Origin of the sequence: Caballeronia catudaia (genome assembly GCF_001544755.2) — a bacterium.
GTDB lineage: Bacteria > Pseudomonadota > Gammaproteobacteria > Burkholderiales > Burkholderiaceae > Caballeronia > Caballeronia catudaia.
Genome location: NZ_FCOF02000014.1, coordinates 155,446 through 176,585 on the forward strand (window position 1 = coordinate 155,446; position 21,140 = coordinate 176,585).

Annotated in this window: 19 protein-coding genes and 2 pseudogenes; 13 read left to right on the top strand and 8 right to left on the bottom strand. The window is 62.6% G+C overall.

From position 1 onward, the window contains the following. Positions 1-35 precede the first annotated feature (35 nt). Positions 36-1,331: an MFS transporter gene (gene tcuC / locus AWB75_RS17445; RefSeq protein WP_061125333.1), complete on the bottom strand. Its 1,296-nt coding sequence runs from the start codon at positions 1,329-1,331 to the stop codon at positions 36-38. A 238-nt stretch (positions 1,332-1,569) separates the two neighbouring features. Here tcuC and AWB75_RS17450 point away from each other — a divergent pair, with 238 nt between their 5' ends. Together AWB75_RS17450 and AWB75_RS39175 are read left to right on the top strand one after the other, a co-directional pair. Next, complete coding sequence (locus AWB75_RS17450) at positions 1,570-2,325, top strand: COG4705 family protein (protein WP_061125334.1); 756 nt, start codon at positions 1,570-1,572, stop codon at positions 2,323-2,325. A gap of 32 nt (positions 2,326-2,357) precedes the next feature. Then, positions 2,358-2,519: a ThiF family adenylyltransferase gene (locus tag AWB75_RS39175; RefSeq protein ID WP_268807839.1), complete on the top strand. Its 162-nt coding sequence runs from the start codon at positions 2,358-2,360 to the stop codon at positions 2,517-2,519. Here the strand turns inward: AWB75_RS39175 and AWB75_RS17460 are convergent. The 4 genes from AWB75_RS17460 to AWB75_RS17475 all read right to left on the bottom strand — a co-directional run bounded on the left by AWB75_RS17460 (position 2,516) and on the right by AWB75_RS17475 (position 6,455). After that, on the bottom strand, positions 2,516-3,106 hold the full coding sequence (locus tag AWB75_RS17460) for a ParB-like protein (protein WP_061125365.1): 591 nt from the start codon (positions 3,104-3,106) through the stop codon (positions 2,516-2,518). The genes AWB75_RS39175 and AWB75_RS17460 overlap by 4 nt on opposite strands. A gap of 261 nt (positions 3,107-3,367) precedes the next feature. Continuing rightward, positions 3,368-3,667, bottom strand: coding sequence for a hypothetical protein (locus AWB75_RS17465; RefSeq protein WP_235012141.1), 300 nt, complete (start codon positions 3,665-3,667; stop codon positions 3,368-3,370). Positions 3,668-3,806: 139 nt separating this feature from the next. After that, positions 3,807-5,768 carry an RICIN domain-containing protein gene (locus tag AWB75_RS17470; protein ID WP_061125336.1) on the bottom strand — a complete coding sequence of 654 codons (1,962 nt, stop codon included), beginning with the start codon at positions 5,766-5,768 and terminating at the stop codon, positions 3,807-3,809. Between the two features lie 24 nt (positions 5,769-5,792). After that, on the bottom strand, positions 5,793-6,455 hold the full coding sequence (locus AWB75_RS17475) for an SCO family protein (RefSeq protein WP_061125366.1): 663 nt from the start codon (positions 6,453-6,455) through the stop codon (positions 5,793-5,795). 496 nt (positions 6,456-6,951) lie between these two features. Between AWB75_RS17475 and AWB75_RS17480 the strand changes: the two genes are divergently transcribed. Continuing rightward, positions 6,952-8,631 carry an outer membrane protein assembly factor BamB family protein gene (locus AWB75_RS17480; RefSeq protein WP_061125337.1) on the top strand — a complete coding sequence of 560 codons (1,680 nt, stop codon included), beginning with the start codon at positions 6,952-6,954 and terminating at the stop codon, positions 8,629-8,631. A gap of 148 nt (positions 8,632-8,779) precedes the next feature. Here AWB75_RS17480 and AWB75_RS17485 read toward each other — a convergent pair whose 3' ends face one another. After that, positions 8,780-9,907, bottom strand: a complete 1,128-nt coding sequence (locus AWB75_RS17485) for an aminotransferase class V-fold PLP-dependent enzyme (RefSeq protein WP_061125338.1) — start codon at positions 9,905-9,907, stop codon at positions 8,780-8,782. 65 nt (positions 9,908-9,972) lie between these two features. After that, positions 9,973-10,167: pseudogene (locus AWB75_RS39450) on the bottom strand (hypothetical protein); the annotation flags it as partial. A gap of 127 nt (positions 10,168-10,294) precedes the next feature. Between AWB75_RS39450 and AWB75_RS17490 the strand changes: the two are divergent. Continuing rightward, complete coding sequence (locus tag AWB75_RS17490; RefSeq protein ID WP_061125340.1) at positions 10,295-11,740, top strand: DEAD/DEAH box helicase; 1,446 nt, start codon at positions 10,295-10,297, stop codon at positions 11,738-11,740. A 116-nt stretch (positions 11,741-11,856) separates the two neighbouring features. Here AWB75_RS17490 and AWB75_RS17495 read toward each other — a convergent pair whose 3' ends face one another. After that, positions 11,857-12,120: a hypothetical protein gene (locus tag AWB75_RS17495; protein WP_061125341.1), complete on the bottom strand. Its 264-nt coding sequence runs from the start codon at positions 12,118-12,120 to the stop codon at positions 11,857-11,859. 297 nt (positions 12,121-12,417) lie between these two features. Here AWB75_RS17495 and AWB75_RS17500 point away from each other — a divergent pair, with 297 nt between their 5' ends. The 9 genes and pseudogenes from AWB75_RS17500 to AWB75_RS17540 form a co-directional block, all read left to right on the top strand. Continuing rightward, positions 12,418-12,921, top strand: a complete 504-nt coding sequence (locus AWB75_RS17500) for a MaoC family dehydratase (protein WP_008346896.1) — start codon at positions 12,418-12,420, stop codon at positions 12,919-12,921. 157 nt (positions 12,922-13,078) lie between these two features. Further along, positions 13,079-14,425 (top strand): MFS transporter, encoded by a 1,347-nt coding sequence (locus AWB75_RS17505; protein WP_200822995.1) that lies wholly within the window; start codon positions 13,079-13,081, stop codon positions 14,423-14,425. Beyond that, entirely contained in the window at positions 14,422-15,822 is a 1,401-nt protein-coding gene (locus AWB75_RS17510; RefSeq protein ID WP_061125343.1) for an MmgE/PrpD family protein, read from the top strand. Before AWB75_RS17505 ends, AWB75_RS17510 begins: the two co-directional genes overlap by 4 nt. Positions 15,823-15,849: 27 nt before the next feature. After that, positions 15,850-17,034: an acyl-CoA dehydrogenase family protein gene (locus AWB75_RS17515; protein WP_061125344.1), complete on the top strand. Its 1,185-nt coding sequence runs from the start codon at positions 15,850-15,852 to the stop codon at positions 17,032-17,034. After that, on the top strand, positions 17,031-18,221 hold the full coding sequence (locus AWB75_RS17520) for a CaiB/BaiF CoA transferase family protein (RefSeq protein ID WP_061125345.1): 1,191 nt from the start codon (positions 17,031-17,033) through the stop codon (positions 18,219-18,221). The genes AWB75_RS17515 and AWB75_RS17520 overlap by 4 nt, the downstream gene beginning before the upstream one ends. Before the next feature lie 71 nt (positions 18,222-18,292). Further along, on the top strand, positions 18,293-19,042 hold the full coding sequence (locus AWB75_RS17525; RefSeq protein WP_061125367.1) for a GntR family transcriptional regulator: 750 nt from the start codon (positions 18,293-18,295) through the stop codon (positions 19,040-19,042). A gap of 19 nt (positions 19,043-19,061) precedes the next feature. Then, entirely contained in the window at positions 19,062-19,871 is an 810-nt protein-coding gene (locus AWB75_RS17530; protein WP_061125346.1) for an HpcH/HpaI aldolase/citrate lyase family protein, read from the top strand. 24 nt (positions 19,872-19,895) lie between these two features. Continuing rightward, positions 19,896-20,645, top strand: a complete 750-nt coding sequence (locus tag AWB75_RS17535) for an electron transfer flavoprotein subunit beta/FixA family protein (RefSeq protein ID WP_061125347.1) — start codon at positions 19,896-19,898, stop codon at positions 20,643-20,645. 2 nt (positions 20,646-20,647) lie between these two features. Continuing rightward, positions 20,648-21,140, top strand: a pseudogene (locus AWB75_RS17540) (electron transfer flavoprotein subunit alpha/FixB family protein); the annotation flags it as partial.

A 21,140-nucleotide genomic window follows, 5' to 3' on the forward strand; every position in this document is an offset into this window, starting at 1 on the left:
GGTTTGCGTGATGTGAGGTTGGCGAGGTTGATCGGTCAGGCAGCTCGAAGCGCGGCCGGACGGCGCCGGTAGAGCAAGAGCGTCGCACCGAGCGCACAAGCCGCTGCGAAGCTCATCCAGTAGCCTGGCGCGGCTTTGTCGCCCGTCATGTGGATGAGCGCAGTCGAAATGGCGGGCGTGAATCCGCCGAAGACCGCCGTGGCGAGACTGTATGCCAGGGAGAAGCCTGCCACGCGCACCTCGACCGGCATCACTTCCGTCAGGGCGACGACCATCGCGCCGTTGTACATGCCGTACATGAACGACAGCCACAGCAGCACGAGCAGCATATTGATGAAACTCGGCGCGTGCGCGAGCATCGACAGCGCGGGATAGGCGGTGGCGATCGCGAGAATCGTCATCGAGAGCAGCAGCGGACGGCGCCCGATGCGGTCCGACAGCGCCCCGCCGATCGGCAGCCAGATGAAGTTCGACACGCCCACGCACAGCGTGACGAGGAGGCTGTCGGCCGTGCTCAGATGCAGAACGGTCTTGCCGAAGGTCGGCGCATACACGGTGATCAGATAGAAGCTCGTGGTGGTCATGGCGACCAGCATCATGCCCGCGATCACGACGTTCCAGTTTTGCACGAGCGTGCGAAAGACTTCGGCCATCGTCGGGCGATGCTGACGCTTCTTGAACTCCTGCGTTTCCTCGAGATTGCGTCGCAGAATGAAGATGAACGGCACGATCATGCAGCCGACGAAAAACGGCACGCGCCAGCCCCACGCGGCGATCGCCGCCGTATCGAGCCATTGATTGAGCGCGAAGCCGAGCGCCGCGGCAACGACGATGGCGACCTGCTGGCTCGCGGACTGCCAGCTCGTGAAGAAGCCTTTCTTGCCGGGCGTCGCCATTTCCGCGAGATACACCGACACGCCGCCGAGTTCCGCGCCCGCCGAGAAACCCTGCAGCAGACGGCCGAGCAGCACGAGGGCCGGAGCGAAGAGGCCAATGGTCGCGTAGCCCGGCACGAATGCGATCAGGATGGTGCCGCTCGCCATGATCGAGAGCGTCACGATGAGACCCTTGCGACGGCCGACATCGTCGATATAGGCGCCCAGAATGACCGCGCCGAGCGGCCGCATCAGGAAGCCCGCGCCGAAGACGGCGAAGGTCAGCATCAGCGAAGCAAATTCACTCGCCGCAGGGAAAAAGACAGCGGCGATCTGGGTCGCGTAGAAGCCGAACAGGAAAAAGTCGAACTGCTCCAGGAAGTTGCCAGCCGTGACGCGCAGCACGGCGGCGCTCTTCGAGTGTCCGGGGGACGCGGTATGAGCGGAGGGGTGCATCGAATGTCTCCAGATAGGGATGCACTGCATCCCGGCGTATTGTTGTGTACCTGATAGTCGCCGGAATTTCGACAAACGGGAATTGCGACTTTTGGAAAGATTGATGTTCTTTGAACATCAATCTTTCTTTATCTGCGAATGGCGGCGCTGGCTGGCTTCCGACATTTCTCCGCGCTCCTAAGCCTTTCTTAAGCTTGAAACCTTTATCTTTAACCGTTTCAGTACAGTGAGATAAGGGATGGATCGAGCAAGCAACGCATACGCCAAGGTTCCCGAGATAACCGTGGCGTTCTGGGCTATCAAGATCGCTGCGACGACCCTTGGCGAAACGGGTGGAGACGCCGTATCCATGTCCATGGACCTCGGCTATCTGGTCAGCAGCTTTATTTTCGGAGCGGTATTTATCGTTGCGGTGTTCGCGCAGATCAAAGCGCAGCGTTTCAATGCGCCGCTCTACTGGACCACGATCATAGCGACGACGACCGTTGGCACGACCCTCGCTGATTTCGCGGATCGTTCTCTCGGCATTGGGTATGCAGGCGGAAGCGCGCACTTACTCGCCCTATTGCTTGTTTCGCTCGTTGTGTGGCGTCGCGTGATGGGATCGGTGTCCGTCGCTGCAATACGGTCTCCGAAGGCGGAGATGTTCTATTGGGTCACGATCCTGTTTTCGCAGACGCTCGGCACCGCACTGGGTGACTGGGTCGCTGATACCGTTGGGTTGGGCTATTCAGGCGCCGCCGGCATCTTCGGTGGCTTGTTGCTGTTGCTGACGATCGCGACCTATGCAACCCGCGTCTCGCGCACGATGCTCTTCTGGTGTGCGTTCATTTTGACGCGACCGCTTGGCGCGGTAGTTGGCGATTTCCTGGATAAGCCCGTTGCGCACGGCGGTCTGGCGATGAGCCGCTACGGCGCGTCGATCGGGCTTTTCACGTTCATCGTCGTGTGCATGCTTATGTTCAAGCAACGGCCGGCGCGCGCACCACATTAGAAAAAACGTCCGGTGGCGCTGTTGGCGCGCGCGTGCTCGTCGTGGGTTGCGGCGGCGTCGGATCGGCGATCGCCGCATCGCTGGCGGCGGCGGGCGTGGCGTGGCTCAGTCTCTTCGATGCGCGGGCCGAATCGGAGCCAGGCCGCCAACATCTCGACGGGTGGACGTTTTCCTTGAGACCGCCGGTCAGTTAGCCACCTCCCAAATACCCCGGAAGTCCTATTGCTGATTCGCTCTTCGCCAGTTTCAACGCTTTCTTGACGAGCGAATCGAACTCCGCGTCGCTTTGAGGCAGCGGAAAGGCATGACGGAAAAAGTCCGCCCATCGGAATTCCTCGAGCGGAACGGACGTCTTCTCATATCCTCCCGCGTCGCGAACCGACGCCGACACGCTGCGGAATTCGTCGTCTTCGAGGTCCCAGATGTGTTCACGCATTTCGGGAAAGGGCACTCGCTGACCGCGGGCGTTGTACGGATAAGTCCAGCGATGGTTTTCCAGCGTGAGCCAGAACTCGGCCATCGAAAGCGTCGAGAGGTCTTTGACGAGGACGACCGGGACGCGCTTGACATGCGCCCGCCAGAGGGCGGTGGCGACATGATGATGATCGATTGCATAGGGCACGGCGCCTGGGCCGTACACGATTGGAACCGGCTTTTCCGCGATTGCCATCTCCAGGTCATGGCCCTCGAGCTTTGCGTACGCCTGGGTCTTGTCGCGGATTTCGCGTAGGCCATGCGTCAGTTGAGTCGGACGCAGCCGGTCGATTCTTATTGTTTTCATCTTCCCCTCCAATCCATCTTCCTCGATCAAGTCCGGAGCAAGGCTCGCGCCAGGACTGCGCGCAGCCTGACGCATTCTCACGTCGCTGCAGTACTTCTTCATCCATGGTTCCCGATCTATCTCGTGAACACGGATGGCGGCAGCGTGACGCGTGCGGCGGTTGCGTCGATCAATAATCAGAGTTCGCCTTCCAGCAACGATCGGCAGGCGCTCATATGTGCGGGGCTTCGCTACAAGTTGTGAGTTTCGACCAGCACACGGTCATTGACGCACGACGTACCGCCAGAGCGCCATGCACTCGGCATCGGCAATCTGATAGCGGGGCATCGACTTGCGTAGCAGGACGCTCGCCGGGTCGATGCCGTCCTTGACCGCACGGCAGAAGGCCGTCGCGTCATAGTGACTGATCGGTCCACCCCGGCGGCTCGTCGCGCCGAGCAGGGCGTCGTGCGTCAGCGGCGGCGCAAAGGCGGGCGCCTTCGACGTGCTCGCGTGGCAGTTGACGCATCGCGTCGTCCAGGAAGGCAACGGGCGGTCGTCGTCGCGCAGATGCGCGGCCATCGGATGCTGTCCGTTGAACAGCGCACATCCCAGATCGGCAGGGTCACACGTGGCCTCCGCGCGGGCAAGCGGCGTCATTGCGGCAAGCGCAAGGCCGATCGCGGCAGCCCGCGTTGCCAAGGGGTGTCGCCGCGCCATTTCAATGCAGGAGCAGTACGCGCGAGACGCTCGGCACGCCGTTCGAGTTCAGGGCGAACAGCATGTAATAGCCGGGGACCACGACGCCGGGATCGGAAGGAATACGCAAGTGAAATTCGCCTGCGGTGCCGACGGTGAACGTCAGCGGCACGCGTCGCTGTTCGTTGTTCAGCGAATGCGTGACCGACGAGGATCGCATCAGCGCGAATGCGCGCACGCTCCTGCTGGCCGTCACGACGATCGTCGTGCCGAGCTGCGCGTCGGACGGAACGGACGAGAGACTCGGCCGGGACGCGGCGGACCCGTCCGTATTGAGCAGATAGGGCGGTGTCAATATCTCCACGTCGGTGTGATTGGTCGCGCATCCTCCGCACAAGCCGCCACCGCCGCTCAGCACGCGTCCGTCGTTCAGGAGCAGCGCGACGCTGTGATAGGTGCGCGGCACGGCCTGTCGGGCAAGCGGGGAAAACGCATTGGTCGACGGGTCCCACAGCTCCGGGGTGAGGATCGCGTTGTCGTCCGAGAATGGCGCGGCAAAAGTCTGTCCGCCGACCACGACGACCTGCCCGTTCGGCAGCACGACGCTATTGCTGAACGCGCGCTGATAGCTCATCGGCGCGATGGTTTGCGTCTGCGCGGTTCCATTGATGTCGATGAGCGTCGCATTGGACGTGGCCTGCGACTGGTCGTAGCTCGGAGCGCCTCCGACAGCGAGAATCTTGCCGATGTCATACATGACCGCGTTGCCGTTCATCGCATCGCGGTCGCTTCCGCGGTTGCCGGCCGGGGTGACGCTGCCGTTGCCTGCCGAATCGAACCAGTGCATGGCCCGGCTGGGTCCCGCGTGAAACACCCGTCCATTGCCGACCGCGAACAGCCATGCGTGATTGTCGGAGCGAAACACGCCTGCATTGTCGTTCGTGAGGATGGAATCGTCGACGATAGCCCCGTTGATCTGCCAGCCCGAGCCCGGTGTCCACGTTTCACCGGTCTTGCCCCCGAGCCCTCCGCTCCAGGAGCCGCCCACCAGGAACACATTGCCGTTGCTCAATGTCACGCTTCCCTGATAGCCGCGTTGAATGTGCATCTGATCGCCCACGGTCCACGAGTTCGTCGAAGGCGAGTAAATGCTGGTCCGGCTCGAGCTCAATCCGCCGGTCACGAAAATCCGGCCATCGGGGAGATTGGCGATGCCCGGGCAGAACATGTCATGTCCGGTATTGGTCACGATCACTTGCGTGCTATTGCCAGTCGATGGATTGAAGATCGCCGTGTACGTCCGGCCCGGCGGGGTCCCGCTATTGGTGAAGTTGAGCGGGCTGTCAGCCGCCCAGACCAGCACATTGCCGTTGGGGAGATTGGCAGCGTGCAGCGGAACGAGCGGCAGCGTGACGGGCGCCGACCACTTCGAAGGCAAGGTAGGTTTCTGCGCTGGCAGGCCGCTCACTTGCCACGTCTGTGTCGCGCTTCCATTGCACACCTGCTGCGTCAGCTGGACACCCTGGGAGGTTGTGCTCGACGCGGTCACGCACAAGCCGCTATGTCCCGCGACGATCGCGTAGCCCGTGCCTTGCGGCATCAACGAGAAGGCCTGATTCAAGCCGCCATTGCAGGTCCACTGGATGATCGGACCGCCCGGGTCCGGGCTTTGACCCGACACGTCCATGCACAGGTCGCTGTTCAGATTGACGAGGTTGTACCGCGCGCCGGTCGCGATCGGGAGCCATTGCTGATTTGCGCCGCCCCAGCAGGGCCAGGAAATCACGGGGGCTCCCGCCGTCAGCGATTGGCCGCTGACGTCCGCGCACATGCTGGTGCCGCTCAGCGTGATGGGCGCTGAGGTTTGCGCCCGGACAGCGGGCGATACGCCTGCCAGAGCCAGCGATAACGCAATCAGCAGCGAGAAGCGCACGCATCGGACGAGCAAGCTGGAGACGTGCCTTTTCGAACAAATTCCTGGCATGGTTGCTCCCGTACATGAGTCGGGTTATGTACGTGCAAGCGCGCCGAGCACATCGCAGACATCGTCGACGCGAGGAAGGTCGGCGCTTCGCCAGCGCAGCATCGCGTTGGCATCGAAGCAATAGACCTGCGTGGCATGGTCTGCGATGTCGCCCAGGGGCGTCTTGCTGCCCGACAGCGCCACGCGCATCCGGTCTACATCGGTCAGTGACGGTGTCGCCGCGATCCACGCGGGACCCGCATGAAACCGCGCGAGCCAGGCGCGCAATGCCGAAGGTGAATCCGAAAGCGGATCGATTCCAACCGATAACAATTGCAAAGGATGACGGGCGCGGATTCCCGGGATCCTCTCCTGAACCGCGCTGAAAAGCGCGCCCTGCAGCGGACATACCGTGCCGCAACCGGTGTAGACGGTCTGCAATGCGGTGATGCCCCGGCGAAGCGAGTCGTTCAGCAGGCGCTTTCTGCCGGTCTGGTCGACGAGCCAGATATCGTCGAGGCGGATCGGCGGCGTGACGAGTCCCAGCCCGCCATGCTGCGCGAACGAGAAAGGCGACATTGCGCCAAGCGCGAGCGCGGCCATGTCGCGAAGCAAAGTGCGGCGAGTTAGTGAGGGAGCAAACGCACGCATGCCGGATTTAACGCGGCCGGGCACCACCGTTTCGCGACTTACCGAGATCGTCCTCATCGGCACTTCCATGGTCCCCGGTGAATGCACTTCGAAAGCAGTGAATCAGGCGGGCGCGAAAGACTGTCGCAGCCCACCTGGTTCTTTCATATGGCATTACCATCGGATGGAAGATTAGCAGCCCAATTCAGAGATAAGGTGTTGCGCACGAAATGGATAGATAAATGTGTGCCCTTGGACACATTCGTTATCGGAGCCCGAACAGCGCGTCATCGAGACGCAATTTTCCTGTCGAAAATTGCGGCTTCCGATTCAGTCAATCTTTCGATGCTCGTCGGATAACTTTTTCGATGCAAGTCGCTGGTAATACGAACCGAAGCCAATCGTATTATTCTTGATCTGCTCGCTGTTCATCCAAGCGTGCAGCGCGCCTGGCTTTCCTGTTGCGCTGGTCTAGGATACAGGCTGCTGCCTTGCACGACGATTGCTGTAATGCGGCATCCTCGTCGCTCGCCACCGCGTTGCCTGTTCCGGCCCTCCGGAGAAGGAGAATGCAATGAATGCGCGTTTTTCCGCTTATGCCGCGGCACTCGGCGCCGTGCTGATCGCGGCAATCATCGGCGCGTGCAGTGGCGGCGACTCCAGTACCGATGCAACATCGGCTGCCGCAAGCAGGACGCCGCCAAGCGTATCGAAGGCATCGGGCGCGGGCACGGCGGCCTCCGGCAACCCGATGGATGTCGTCACCTGGCACAACGATATCGCTCGCACCGGCCAGCAACTGGCGGAAACGATCCTCACGCCCGCGAACGTCCGTTCAAGCACCTTCGGCAAACTTGCGTTCTTTTCCGTCGATGGCCTCGTCGACGCCGAGCCGCTGTTTCTCGCGGGCGTGTCGATCGCGGGCGGCACGCACAACGTGCTGTACGTGGCGACCGAAAACGCCAGTGTCTACGCTTTCGATGCCGACAACGGCACGGTGCTCTGGAAAGTTTCGACTCTCGGCAGCGGCGAGAGCCCGAGCGACGACCACGGTTGCAGCCAGATCACGCCGAAGATCGGCATCACGGCGACGCCGGTCATCGACCGTTCGCGCGGGCCGAATGGCGCGATGTATGTCGTCGGCATGTCGAAGGATGGCTCAGGCGGCTATCACCAGCGCATCCACGCCCTCGACGTCGCGACGGGCGCCGAACTCTTCAACGGCCCCACGGAAATCCGCGCGACCTATCCGGGCAACGGCGCGGGCAGCCAGAACGGCACGCTCACGTTCGACCCGGGCCAGTACGCCGAGCGCGCGTCGCTGCTTCTGCTCAGAGGCGCCGTCTATACCGCGTGGACCTCGCATTGCGATTTCATGCCGTACACCGGCTGGGTAATCGGCTACGACGCCAATACGCTGCAGCAGTCGAGCGTGCTGAACGTGACGCCGAACGGCCAGATGGGCTCGATCTGGATGAGCGGCGCGGGACCCGCGTCGGACGGCGAGGCGATCTTTTTGCTCGATGCCAACGGCACCTTCGACGTGACGCAAAACGAGCACGAGATGCCGATCCACGGGAATCATGGCAATGGCTTTCTGAGGCTCAACCTGGCGCCGCTGCGCGTGCAGGACTACTTCCAGCCGTCGAACACGATGCAGGAATCGAATCAGGATGAGGATCTCGGTTCGGGCGGCGCGATGGTACTGCCCGATTTCGCGGACGCGAACGGCATCGTGCGTCATCTCGCGGTGGGCGCGGGCAAGAACCCAACCATCTATGTCGTGAACCGCTACTCGCTGGGCAAGTTCGATTCGAACGGAGATCACATCTATCAGGAGCTCGTCGGCCGGATACGCGGACCGATGTTCGGGGCGCCCGCCTATTTCAACAACACGGTGTATTTCGGCGCGGTCGGCGACACGATCAAGGCCTTCACGATTTCGAACGCCGCGCTCTCGGGAACGCCGACGAGTCAGACGCGGGAGCCGTTCGGCTTCCCGGGGGTGACGCCCGGCATCTCCGCCAACGGCACGACGAACGGCATCTTGTGGGCGGCGGAGAACGGCACGGTCGGCGTGCTGCGCGCCTACGACGCGACCAACCTCGACAGCGAGCTCTACAGCAGCAACGATGCCGGCGGACGAGACCAGTTCGGCCAAGGCAACAAATTCATCACGCCGATGATCGCCAACGGCAAGGTGTATGTAGGTACGAGGAGCGGCGTCGCGGTGTTCGGGTTGTTGTCGAAATAGCGAGTTCGGTGAAGCACTTATAGCGCATGTCTCGACACAGCATGGGGCATGAGGCTGGCAACGGTGTGTCGTAGCCAGACGTTGCCGGGATCGCTGTGGAAACGTGCATGCCAATGCTCGCGCGTCATGGGCCGGCCGGAAACGCGTTCTATACGATGCTGTCCAGCGCTTTGGTGAACCGGGCCACCGCACCGTCGACATCATGCAGCTTGTCCAGGCCGAACAATCCGATGCGGAAGGTCTTGAAATCGTCAGGCTCGTCGCATTGAAGAGGAACGCCAGCCGCGATCTGCACGCCGGCATCGGCGAACTTCTTGCCGGATCGAATGCCGTCGTCGTCCGTGTAGCAGACCACCACGCCGGGCGCCTCGAAACCCTCGGCCGCCACACTTCTGAAGCCTTTGTCAGCCAGAAGCGAGCGAATGCGCTTGCCGAGTTCGAGCTGCTCCGCTCTCACCTTGTCGAAGCCGTAAGCCTCGGTTTCCTTGATGACGTCACGCAGCTTCGCAAGACTGTCCGTGGGCATCGTGGCATGGTAGGCGAAGCCGTTATTTTCGTAGGCTTCCATGATTTGCAGCCACTTGCGAAGGTCGCAGGCGAAACTGGTGCTGGTCGTCGCGTCGATTCGTTCGCGGGCGAGGGCGCCGAGCATGACCAGTGCACAGCAGGGCGGCGCGCTCCATCCTTTTTGCGGCGCGCTGATCAGCACGTCGACGCCGCTCGCCTGCATGTCGATCCAGACCGTGCCGGACGCGATGCAATCCAGCACGAACATTCCGCCGATGGCATGAACCGCGTCGGCCACCGCGCGCAAATAGGCATCGGGCAGCATTATCCCGGATGCGGTTTCCACATGCGGCGCGAAGACCAGGTCCGGCCTGTTCTTCATGATCGCAGCGACGACTTCTTCGACCGGCGGCGGCGCGTATGCGGCCTGCCTTCCTTGTTCGACCGGACGCGCCTTCAACACCGTCGACTCGGAGGGAATACCGCCCATGTCGAAGATCTGCGACCAGCGGAAACTGAACCAGCCGTTGCGGATGACGAGACATTTTCTGTTCGTCGCGAACTGGCGGGCGACGGCTTCCATGCCGAAAGTCCCGCTGCCCGGGACGACGATGACGGACTTCGCGTTATAGACCTTTTTCAGGCCATCGGAAATGTCGCGCATGACGCCCTGAAAGCGCTGCGACATATGATTGATCGATCGGTCGGTGTACACGACCGAATATTCGAGCAGGCCCTCGCGGTCGACATCGGGAAGTAATCCAGGCACGCTCGCCTCCAGTGACAGACGGAAAAGCCGATTGTAGTCAGGTTTAACGAAAGCCGTCTGCGATGCAACTGGTCGCGTCGCGCCGTGTTGTTCCTGCGCGAGCCGAGCGCGCCGACGTAGAACGCCGTTTCGCAAAGATAGCGCGAAAGCTGGCCGCCGCCGATCACGAGCATCCGATAGCGCGGGCCGTGAACGGTCTGCAGCCGGCGCCCGTCGAAAACCACGCCCTCCACTTCATGCGTTCGCTGGATTTGAATGGCGGCGAGGTGAAACTCGTGCCGGGGTCTCGGCGTTCCGATGGCCGTCTAATCATTTGACCATCGCGATCTGCGCGGTGCAATCAGTGCGGTAACAGCTAAAATTGGGGTTTTGGCTTGGAATACGCGCATGTCTTTTGCCTCGCTCGGCCTGATCGATCCATTGCTGCGCAATGTGCAGGACCTCAATTACCAGACACCTACGCCGGTGCAGGCCAAGGCGATTCCTGCTGTGCTCAGTGGCAAGGACGTCATGGCTGCGGCACAGACCGGCACGGGCAAGACCGCGGGATTTGCACTGCCGCTGTTGCAGCGGCTGGTGCAGGACGGCCCGGCGGTGTCCAGCAACCGCGCGCGTGTTCTGGTGCTGGTGCCCACGCGTGAACTGGCGGAACAAGTGCTGCAAAGCTTTATCGACTACGGCAAAGGCCTCGATTTGCGATTTCTTGCCGCCTACGGCGGGGTGAGCATCAACCCGCAGATGATGAAGTTGCGCAAAGGCGTGGATGTGCTCGTCGCCACGCCGGGCCGTTTGCTGGATCTCAATCGCCAGAACGCGGTGCAGTTCGATCAGGTACGAACGCTGGTGCTGGATGAAGCCGACCGCATGCTGGATCTGGGCTTTGCACGCGAACTCAACGCTGTGTTTGCTGCCTTGCCCGTTCAGCGCCAGACCCTGCTGTTCTCTGCCACGTTTACCGATGATATCCGCGCCATGGCGGCGAGCATTCTACGCGGCCCGATCAATATCAGTGTCAGTCCGCCCAATGCCACGGCCAGCAAGATCAGGCAGTGGGTCGTGCCGGTGGATAAAAGGAACAAGCCTGAGCTCTTCATGCACCTTGTGGCTGAGAACAAATGGGAACACGCGCTGGTGTTCGTCAAAACGCGCAATGGCGTGGATTACCTGGCGGCCAAGCTGGATGAAGCGGGCTATGCAATCGACACCATCCACGGCGACAGACCGCAACCCGCGCGCTTGCGTGCTCTGGAGCGCTTCAAGACAGGCGAAGTAGATATGCTGGTCGCCACCGATGTGGCTGCGCGCGGGCTGGATATCGACGACCTGCCTCTGGTGATCAACGTTGATCTGCCGATCGTGGCGCAAGACTATGTGCATCGTATCGGCCGTACCGGGCGTGCGGGCGCCAGCGGCGTGGCGGTGTCCCTCGTGTGTGCCGATGAAGCGCCGCAACTGGCCGCGATTGAAGCGCTCATCCGGCAAACGCTGCCCCGTGAAGAAGTGCCGGGTTTTGAAGCCGAACACCGTGTGCCGCAAACCAGCGCGACAGGCCAGATCATCAAGAAACCCAAAAAGCCTAAGAAGCCCAAAGTGCCGCAAGTTGCGCCGGGCGGCATTCAGGTGCTCGGTAAAAGACCGCGCCTGCAAAGCGGTGAAAACAAACGCAAGCCTGCGGCGCCAGGCGCGGTGGCCGCAGGTAAAGTCACAAGCTCGTCCCCCAGTAATCCATTCAGCGTGCAAAAGCGACGCAACAAGCCCGCCAGCAAGCCGGCCGCAGGTTCACGTGAGCCGACTGACAAGGCCGCTGGTGGCCGCGGCAAACGCCAGCCGTGATCCGTGGGGACGAGTGCCGCCGACAACGATAGGCGAGCTTGCAAGCACTACAAACCTTCCAAAGGAAGGCACTTGCTTCGTGCGGCTGCTTCGGCTGAGCGCTTCAGCGCTTTCACTCAGTCATCGAACTCGCCAGCGTCCACAGCATCAGCGAAATCCGTGAGCCAGGTGCCGAAGTGATCGGTGTCGTAGCTCGCCTTCTTGCCGTTGGTGATTCGCATGACGGAGATCTGCCGCGTGGCGCCGGTTCCGCTGTCCTTCGGAACAACCACATTGTCCGTAATCTGGAAATCACGAAGTTCGAGCCGGCGATCCGCAAGCACGGCTTTGACGTCTTCCTGTTCGTCCCAGGAAAACTGGGAGAAGTCATGGGCTGTCATGCGGTCTCCTCGCAGGGTGAGCAAAAGGTTCTGTGCCTGACGAAAACGAACGATCGCTCTTGAACGTTCTCAACGTTAGGCGAAGCCGAAAGGGATGCCTTCATTGTGATCCCTCGAATACTCGAACACTATATTCGAGCGGCCCGAAGCCATCGGAGACGCTACAGAACGCCAGCGAACCACCTTCCCACGCGAGTTAAACAAGGGTTTACCGCAGCGCATTCCTGCTTGACGCTGGCGGTTCAGCGCCGGATACTTTGTCCGTACAAAGCAACGTTTGAGACAGGAGACGGAAACATGCATTCGGACAGAGTGGGCAAGCAGCGCTACCGGGCCAGCTACGGCCGTTATCTCGAGGATTTCACCGTCGGCGATATCTACGAGCATCGCCCGGGCCGCACGATCACGGACGCGGACAACATCCAGTTCTCGCTGCTGACGATGAACTTTCATCCGATGCACTGCGACGCGCATCACGCCTCGAAGAGCGAGTTCGGCAAGCTTCTCGTGAGCAGCGGCCTGACAGTGGCGATCGTGCTCGGCATGTCGGTGAACGACGTGAGCGGCAAGGCGATCGCCAATCTCGGCTGGAAGGAAATCCGCCTGACGGGCCCGGTTTTCGCGGGCGACACGCTCTATGCGGAATCGGAGGTGCTCGAAGTGCGCGAATCGAAATCGCGCCCGACGCAGGGCATCGTTACGGTGCATACGCGCGCGTTCAATCAGGACGGCAAGCCCGTCATGGACTTCATCCGTACCGCGCTGATCGCCAAGCGCGGCCACGGCACCGCCGAAGACTGAAACGCATCGCGCCGGCCTGATCCGCGCCGGTTGCTCATTTCGCATCGCAGACAAGGGCGCCATTCGACGAGCGGCCGCGATGCCATTCACCGTCACAGTACCGGAGACAACTGTGAGTCATTACGTAAGCTCTGGCGCCCGGCTGGACCGGCTCCCCATGTCGCGCTTTCACTGGAAGATGCTCGGTCTCATCAGCGCGGGCGCGTGCCTCGACGCATTCGACGTCTACCTCGCGGGCGGCGTGTCCGCCGCGATGCTCAAGAGCGGCTTCTCGACGCTGCAACTCAATGCGCTGTTCGTCTCGTCGGGCTTCTTCGGCATGGTGATCGGCGCGGGCCTGTCCGGCTATCTCGGCGATCGTTTCGGACGCCGCTCGTCGTATCAGTTCAATCTGGCGCTCTTCGGTCTGATGTCGTTCGTCGCCGCGTTCGCGCCGAATATCCAGTGGCTCATCGGCGCGCGCTTCATCATGGGCATCGGCCTCGGCGCGGAGCTGGTGGTCGCGGCCGGAACGCTGTGCGAGTTCATACCGCCTGCCTGGCGCGGACGATGGATCTCGCTGCTCGCGCTCATCGTCAACTCCGGGCTCGTGATCGCGACGAGCGTCGGCTACGTGGTGATTCCGCATCTCGGCTGGCGCTGGATGTTCGGCATCGCGGGCATCGGCGCGTTGATCGTGTGGGCGCTGCGTCATAGCATGCCGGAGTCGCCGCGTTGGCTCGAAGCGGTAGGGCGTATCGAAGAGGCGGAAGCGACGGTGAGCGCGATCGAAGCCGAAGTTGCGCGCCACAAAGGACCTCTGCCCGAGTGTGCGCGCACGCAGAATCTCGAAGTGCCGCGTGTGCCGCTGTCCGCGCTGTTCCGGCGCGGCATGATCGGCCGCACGCTGACTGCCGCGCTGACGGCGGTCGCGGTGAATGCCGCGGTGTACGGCTTCGTCGCATGGCTGCCGACTTTCTTCGTTCGTGAAGGACGCGACGTCGTGACCTCGCTCGGCTTCACGACGCTGATGTCGTTCGGCGCCCCGTTCGGCGCGTTGCTCGGCTACGCAACCGCCGACCGCCTCGGACGCGCGAAGGGCATTGTGTTCTACAGCATCGCTACGATCGTGCTCGGCTTCATCTATCCGCAGATGACGGCCAATGCGGCGATCGCCATCGTGGGCTTCACGCTTGTCAGTTGCATCTTCGGCATCGTCACGCTGGGCCTCTTCGGTTATGTGCCCGAGCTGTTCCCGACTGCGCTGCGCCTGCGCGGAACGGGCGTGGCGGGCGTGTGCGGACGCGTCGCGTCGATGTTCACGTCGTATATCGCCGTGATCCTGTTCGCGCAGTTCGGCCTGTTCGGCGTGCTCGGCATGGTCGCGGGCATCCTGCTGCTGCTCGTGATCGCCGTGTTGAGCCTCGGTGCGGACGCGAACCAGTATTCACTCGAAGAAGCCTCGCCCGATGAAGACGCGACGGCGAGCGATCTCTCGTTCAACCAACAGGGAGCCGCACGATGAATGCGCGCCATGATATCCAGCAACGAGCGCAGTCCGTGTCGCAACGACTGGCCGCGTTCACGACGCATCTGCAATTGAGCGACGTGCCGCAGAGCGTGCGCGAGCGCGCGAAGCATCTGATCCTCGACAGCATCGGCCTGGCTTATGCGACGTTGAAGCTGCCCTGCGCGACGTCGACGCTCGCCGCGATGCAGGAACTCGGCAAAGGCGATGCGACGGTGTTCGGCCACACGCAAAAACTCGCATTGCGCGATGCGATGCTGCTCAACGGGCTCCTGATTCACAGCCTAGACTTCGACGATACGCATGCACGCGGCGTGATCCACTCGACGGCGAGCGCATTGCCGGTGGCGTTCAATCTCGCGGAACGCGAGAACGCGAGCGGCGCCGATCTTCTCACGGCCTATCTCTGCGCGATGGAAGTGTCGACGCGTGTCGGCTCCGCCGCGAAGAGCGGCTTTCATAACGCGGGTTTTCATCCGACAGGGCTCGTCGGCGCGTTCGGATGCTCGCTTGGCGCGGCGCGGCTTCTCGGCTTGTCGGCCGGGCAGGCGGAGCATGCGCAGGGCATTGTGTTGTCGATGGCTTCGGGTAACCTCGAATTCCTGCAGGACGGCGCATGGACCAAGCGTCTGCATCCGGGCTGGGCCGCGGTGGCGGGCACGACGGCCGCGACGCTTGCGAAGCATGGCTACATCGGTCCGGGCGCAACCTATGAAGGCCGCTTCGGTCTCTACGCGCTCTACATGAAGACGCCGCTCGAAGCCGGCGATATCGACATCGCGACGGCGGGCCTCGGCGAGACATGGGAAATCGACGGCGTCGCGCTCAAGCCGATTCCCGCGTGCCACTTCACGCATGCATCGTCGGATGCGGCGGTCGCCCTTCATCGCGCGCATGGTTTGCAGGCAAGCGATATCGAGCGCGTGATCGTGCGCGTGCCCGGCCCGACGATCCCGATCGTCTGCGAGCCGGTCGCGCCGAAGCAGAAGCCGTCGAACAGTTACGACGCGCAGTTCAGCATCCCGTATATCGTCGCGACCGGACTCGTGCGCGGCCGCTTCACGCTCGACGATCTCGAAGCCGATGCGCTCGCGGACGAAGCCGTGCGCGCCGTGGCCGCCCGCGTCACGCACGAGGCGGACCCGGACTCGACCTTCCCGCGCCACTACACGGGCGAGGTGATCGTTCATACGCGCGACGGCCGGACGCTCACGCATCGCGAGTCGATCAACCGCGGCTCGTCGGACCGGCCGCTCACGAACGACGACATCGTCGCGAAGTTCTTCGACAACGCGCAGCGCAACGTCTCGCGCCATGACGCCGAGCGCATCTGCGAAGCGGTGCTGTCGCTCGACACGCAACCCGCGCTCGCGCTGGCGAAAGCCCTCGCGTAAGCAGCACACCCGACTACAGGAGACACAATGGCCACCCTCGACGCCGATCAACAGCAGGACATGAGCGACTACGAAGAGAACGAGACGCTGATTCTCGACATGCTCGACCGCTTCCTCAAGACGGAAGTGAAACCCTACGTGCACGAACTCGATGCGAAGGACGAATACCCGCATGCGATCGTCGAGAAGATGAAGGACATGGGTCTATTCGGCTGCCTGATCTCGACCGAGTACGGCGGTCTGGGCCTCACGACGGCGACCTACGCGAAGATCGTCGACCGCATCTCGGCGGTGTGGATGTCGGTGAGCGGCATCATCAACTCGCACCTCATCATGGCGATGACGATCCAGCGCAACGGCACCGAAGCGCAGAAGCGGGCGTATCTGCCGCGCATGGCGACGGGTGAACTGCGCGGCGGCATCGCATTGACGGAGCCGGATTGCGGCACGGACCTTCAGGCGATCCGCACCGTCGCGCGCCGTGATGGTGACGAGTATGTCGTGAATGGCAGCAAGACCTGGATCACGAACAGCAAGTACGGGAATATTCTCGCGCTGCTCGTCAAGACCGATCCGCAGGCGCAGCCGCGTCACAAAGGCATGAGCTTGCTGATCGTCGAGAAGGGACCGGGCTTCGAAGTGAGCCGTCAGTTGCAGAAGCTCGGCTACAAGGGCATCGATACGTGCGAGCTCACGTTCAGCAACTTCCGCGTGCCGGTGTCGTCCGTGATCGGCGCGCAGGAAGGGCTCGGGCTCAAGCAGATCCTGAGCGGTCTGGAACTCGGCCGCATCAACGTGGCGGCGCGCGGCGTCGGCGTCGCGCAGGCCGCGCTCGATGAGGCGGTCGCGTATTCGCAGCAGCGCAAGACCTTCGGCAAGCCGATCTGCGAGCATCAGGCGATCGCGCTCAAGCTCGGCGAAATGGCGACACGCGTGGAAGCCGCGCGCCTCCTGACCGACTCCGCCGCGCGCGCATACGACAAAGGCCTGCGCTGCGACATGGAAGCGGGCATGGCGAAGTATTTCGCGACCGAAGCGGCCGTCGAGAACAGCATGGAAGCGATGCGCATTCATGGCGCGTATGGCTATTCGAAGGAATACAACGTCGAGCGGCTGTATCGCGATGCGCCGCTTCTGACCATCGGCGAGGGCACCAACGAGATGCAACGCCTGATCATCGCCAAGATGCTGATTGCGAGGAACCCTGCATGAGCCTGCCTCTTTCCGGCGTACGCATCGTCGCCATCGAACAATACGGCGCGGGTCCGTTCGCGACCCAGCATCTCGCCGATCTCGGCGCGGAAGTCATCAAGATCGAGAACTTCCGCGAAGGCGGCGATGTGGGCCGCAACGTGGGCCCGCATTTCTTCGGCGAGGGCGATAGTCACTTCTTCGAGGCGTTCAATCGCAACAAGTGCAGCCTGACGCTGGACCTGAAGAAGCCCGAAGCGCGCGACGTGCTGCTCGATCTCGTGAAGACGAGCGATGCGGTCTTCAACAATCTGCGCGGTGATCTCCCCGTGAAACTGGGCCTCACGTACGATCAACTGAAGGACGCGAATCCGGCCATCGTGTGCGCGCACCTGTCCGCGTATGGACGCACGGGCAGCCGCGCGTCGTGGCCCGGCTACGACTATCTGATGCAGGCGGAAGCGGGCTATCTCTCGGTGACCGGCGAGCCGGACAGCCCGCCTGCGCGCTTCGGCCTTTCGATCATCGATCTGATGACCGGCACCACGGCCGCGATGGCGCTGCTCGCGGGCCTCGTGCAGGCGCGCGCGACGGGCATTGGCCGCGACATGGACACGAGCCTTTTCGATGTCGCGCTGCATAACCTCGCGTATGTCGGCACGTGGTATCTGAACGGCGGCACGGTGACCGGGCGCGACCGTCGCTCGGCGCATCCGTCGCTCACGCCCAGCCAGTTGTACAAGACGAAGGACGGCTGGATCTTCCTGATGTGCAACAAGGAGAAGTTCTGGGGCGTTCTGGCCGAGATACTCGACAAGCCGTCGTGGATCACCGACGAGCGCTTCTGCAATTTCAAGGCGCGGCTCGCGAATCGCGATCTGGTCGAGCAGGAACTGGATGCGGCGCTCTCGCGCGCGACGACCGCCGAATGGCTCGAACGTCTGGGCGGCCGCGTGCCCGCCGCGCCGGTCTACGACATCAAACAGGCGCTCGATAACCCGTTCGTGGCGGAGCGTCAGGGCGTGACGGAGGCGGCGCATCCGCGCTTCGGCAAGGTTCGCAATGTGGCGGCGCCGGTGCGCGTGAACGAGTCGCAGCCGGCGCGCCCGGCGCCCGAACTCGGGCAGGACGACGCGAGGCTTCTGACCGAACTCGGTTACGATGCTGGTCGGATCGCCCATTTGCGCGAAAGCGGCGCGGTGCAATGATGATGCTTGCACCGGATGATGTCGCGCGAAAGGCGGGTCCGTCCGTCAATCCTTCATCGTGCGTGCAAAAGATGGTCAACGTGCTCGGTCAGCAGCCGCGCTACCTGCAACTCGCGCAGACGCTCATCAACGAAATCCAGAGCGGGCGCTTTCCGGTGGGCTCCACCATTCCCACCGAATTCGAACTTTGCGAGCAGTTCGGCGCGAGCCGCTCGACCGTGCGCGAGGCGGTCAAACAGCTCGTGCAGCTCGGCATGGTGGTGCGGCAGGCCGGCGTCGGCACGACCGTCAAGGCGCTGAATTCGGAAGGCAGCTATCGTCAGGTCATGCAGCAGCTGAGCGACCTGCATCGCTATTCCGCCGATACCGCGCTTCAGGTTCTCAGGAAAGAGACCATCGAGGTGAGCGATGCCTCGCTCTGCGCAATGTTGCAGGCCAAACCCGGCGAAACGTGGCTGCGCCTGGAAGGTATCCGGCGCTCGCCCGAAAGCGTCGATCCGATCTGTCATACCGAGGTCTATATCCAGCCTGCGTTCCGTTCGCTGACGGGCATCGAGGACGACCCGCATACGCCGATCTTCACGATGATCGAGCGCCAGTTCGGCGAGCAGATCGCGCGGGTGCAGCAGGAAATTCGCGCGGTGGCCTTGCCCGCGAACATCGCGCGTCTGGTGAACGCCAAGGCGCGCTCGCCCGCACTGTGGCTGTCGCGCCGATATTTCAACAGGCGGGGCGAGATCGTCGAAGCGGCGGTCAGCATTCATCCCGCCGACCGCTTCAGCTATTCGGAGACGTTCCAGCGCGGCTGGAGCGGAGCCTGACGCTTTCGAGGAATTCCGCATGATTGCACGCAGTTATCTGTTCGTTCCGGGCGATCGTCCGGAGCGATTCGGCAAGGCATTGGCGACAGAGGCGCATCGCGTCGTGATCGATCTGGAAGATGCCGTTGCCATTGATGCGAAAGCGCAGGCGCGCGGGCAGGTCGCCGAATGGCTGCATTCGCAGCCATTCCACGAGGCGCGCGAGCGCGTCGTGATACGCGTGAACGCGCATGGCACGCCGTGGCATGAAGACGATGTGTCGATGGTCCGCGCGGCGAACGTGCGCTCGGTGATGGCCCCGAAAGCGGAGGATGCGGCGCAGCTCGCGGACATCGCCGGTCGCTGTGCCGAGGGCGTCGAACTGGTTGCGCTGGTGGAGAGCGTCGCGGGCGTGGTGCGCATGCGTGAGATCGCGCAGTGCGGGCGCGTGGCGCGGCTCGCGTTCGGCTCGTTCGACTTCGGCGTGGACGCGGGCATCGATGGCGCCGGGCGCGAACTGGACTATGTGCGTTCGCAGTTCGTCATCGAGTCGCGCTTTGCGGGCTTGCCGCCGCCGATCGACGGCGTGACGCTCGCCACCGGCGATATCGACGCGATCGACGCCGATGTCGTCGATGCACGCCGCTTCGGTTTCGGCGGCAAGCTGTGCATCCATCCGAAGCAGGTGCAAGCGGTGAACGACGGGTTCTTGCCGAGCGCGGCCGAGCGCGAATGGGCGGCACGCGTGTTGGCCGCGCTGGAAGCGAACCCTCGCGGCGCCATATCGGTGGATGGAAAGCTGGTCGACAAGCCGATTGTCGATCGCGCTCGAAGAATTCAGGCCGCCTGAAGCGGACATGGGGAGACGACGGGAATGAAGGTTCTGGTGCCAGTCAAGCGCGTGGTCGACTACAACGTGAAGGTCCGAGTGAAATCGGATAACACGGGAGTCGATATCGCCAACGTGAAGATGTCGATGAATCCGTTCGACGAGATCGCGGTTGAAGAGGCCGTGCGTCTGAAAGAAGCGGGCGTTGCTACCGAAGTGATCGCCGCGTCGTGCGGCGTGACGCAATGTCAGGAGACGTTGCGCACGGCGCTGGCTATCGGCGCGGATCGCGCGATTCTCGTCGAATCCGCGGATGAATTGCAGCCGCTGGCGGTCGCGAAGATTTTGAAAGCGCTGGTCGATCAGGAAAAGCCGGAACTCGTGATTCTCGGCAAGCAGGCGATCGATGACGATTCGAATCAGACCGGTCAGATGCTTGCCGCACTGGCGGGTTTGCCGCAGGCGACGTTCGCATCGAAGGTCGTGATCGCCGATGGAAAAGCGACGGTCTCGCGCGAAGTCGACGGCGGCGCGGAAACGCTGTCGCTGAAGCTTCCCGCAGTCGTCACGACGGACCTGCGTCTGAACGAGCCGCGCTATGTCACGCTGCCGAACATCATGAAGGCGAAGAAGAAGCCGCTGACGACGGTGAAGCCCGCGGATCTGGGCGTCGATGTCGCGCCGCGTCTGAAGACGCTGAAAGTCACCGAGCCGCCGAAGCGCAGCGCGGGCGTCATGGTGCCGGACGTGAAGACGCTGGTCGCAAAACTGAAGACCGAAGCCAAGGTAATCTGAACATGACGATCCTTATCATTGCGGAACACGATAACGCGTCGATCAAGGCAGCGACGCTGAACACGGTTGCGGCTGGCGCGAAGATCGGCGGCGATATTCACGTGCTGGTTGCAGGTTCGAACGCGCAAGGCGCGGCGGATGCGGCGGCGAAGATCGCGGGCGTGGCGAAAGTGCTGCTCGCCGATGCGCCCCAACTCGCCGATGGCCTCGCGGAAAACGTCGAAGCGACGGTGCTGGACATCGCGAAAGACTATTCGCACATTCTGGCGCCGGCGACGGCTTACGGTAAGAACATCGCGCCGCGTATCGCTGCGCATCTCGATGTCGCGCAGATCAGCGACATCACCGCCGTCGATAGCGCCGACACGTTCGAGCGTCCGATCTACGCGGGCAACGCGATCGCAATCGTGCAGTCGATCGATCCGATCAAGGTCATCACCGTGCGATCGACGGGATTCGATCCGGTTGCAGCCGAAGGCGGCAGCGCAGCAGTCG

Excerpts from the sequence above, each read along its gene's own strand:
- tcuC (WP_061125333.1), bottom strand. The coding sequence starts at position 1,331 with ATGCACCCCTCCGCTCATACCGCGTCCCCCGGACACTCGAAGAGCGCC.
- AWB75_RS17450 (WP_061125334.1), top strand. The coding sequence starts at position 1,570 with ATGGATCGAGCAAGCAACGCATACGCCAAGGTTCCCGAGATAACCGTG.
- AWB75_RS17460 (WP_061125365.1), bottom strand. The coding sequence starts at position 3,106 with ATGAAAACAATAAGAATCGACCGGCTGCGTCCGACTCAACTGACGCAT.
- AWB75_RS17465 (WP_235012141.1), bottom strand. The coding sequence starts at position 3,667 with ATGGCCGCGCATCTGCGCGACGACGACCGCCCGTTGCCTTCCTGGACG.
- AWB75_RS17470 (WP_061125336.1), bottom strand. The coding sequence starts at position 5,768 with ATGCCAGGAATTTGTTCGAAAAGGCACGTCTCCAGCTTGCTCGTCCGA.
- AWB75_RS17475 (WP_061125366.1), bottom strand. The coding sequence starts at position 6,455 with ATGAGGACGATCTCGGTAAGTCGCGAAACGGTGGTGCCCGGCCGCGTT.
- AWB75_RS17480 (WP_061125337.1), top strand. The coding sequence starts at position 6,952 with ATGAATGCGCGTTTTTCCGCTTATGCCGCGGCACTCGGCGCCGTGCTG.
- AWB75_RS17490 (WP_061125340.1), top strand. The coding sequence starts at position 10,295 with ATGTCTTTTGCCTCGCTCGGCCTGATCGATCCATTGCTGCGCAATGTG.
- AWB75_RS17495 (WP_061125341.1), bottom strand. The coding sequence starts at position 12,120 with ATGACAGCCCATGACTTCTCCCAGTTTTCCTGGGACGAACAGGAAGAC.
- AWB75_RS17500 (WP_008346896.1), top strand. The coding sequence starts at position 12,418 with ATGCATTCGGACAGAGTGGGCAAGCAGCGCTACCGGGCCAGCTACGGC.
- AWB75_RS17505 (WP_200822995.1), top strand. The coding sequence starts at position 13,079 with ATGTCGCGCTTTCACTGGAAGATGCTCGGTCTCATCAGCGCGGGCGCG.
- AWB75_RS17510 (WP_061125343.1), top strand. The coding sequence starts at position 14,422 with ATGAATGCGCGCCATGATATCCAGCAACGAGCGCAGTCCGTGTCGCAA.
- AWB75_RS17515 (WP_061125344.1), top strand. The coding sequence starts at position 15,850 with ATGGCCACCCTCGACGCCGATCAACAGCAGGACATGAGCGACTACGAA.
- AWB75_RS17520 (WP_061125345.1), top strand. The coding sequence starts at position 17,031 with ATGAGCCTGCCTCTTTCCGGCGTACGCATCGTCGCCATCGAACAATAC.
- AWB75_RS17525 (WP_061125367.1), top strand. The coding sequence starts at position 18,293 with ATGGTCAACGTGCTCGGTCAGCAGCCGCGCTACCTGCAACTCGCGCAG.
- AWB75_RS17530 (WP_061125346.1), top strand. The coding sequence starts at position 19,062 with ATGATTGCACGCAGTTATCTGTTCGTTCCGGGCGATCGTCCGGAGCGA.
- AWB75_RS17535 (WP_061125347.1), top strand. The coding sequence starts at position 19,896 with ATGAAGGTTCTGGTGCCAGTCAAGCGCGTGGTCGACTACAACGTGAAG.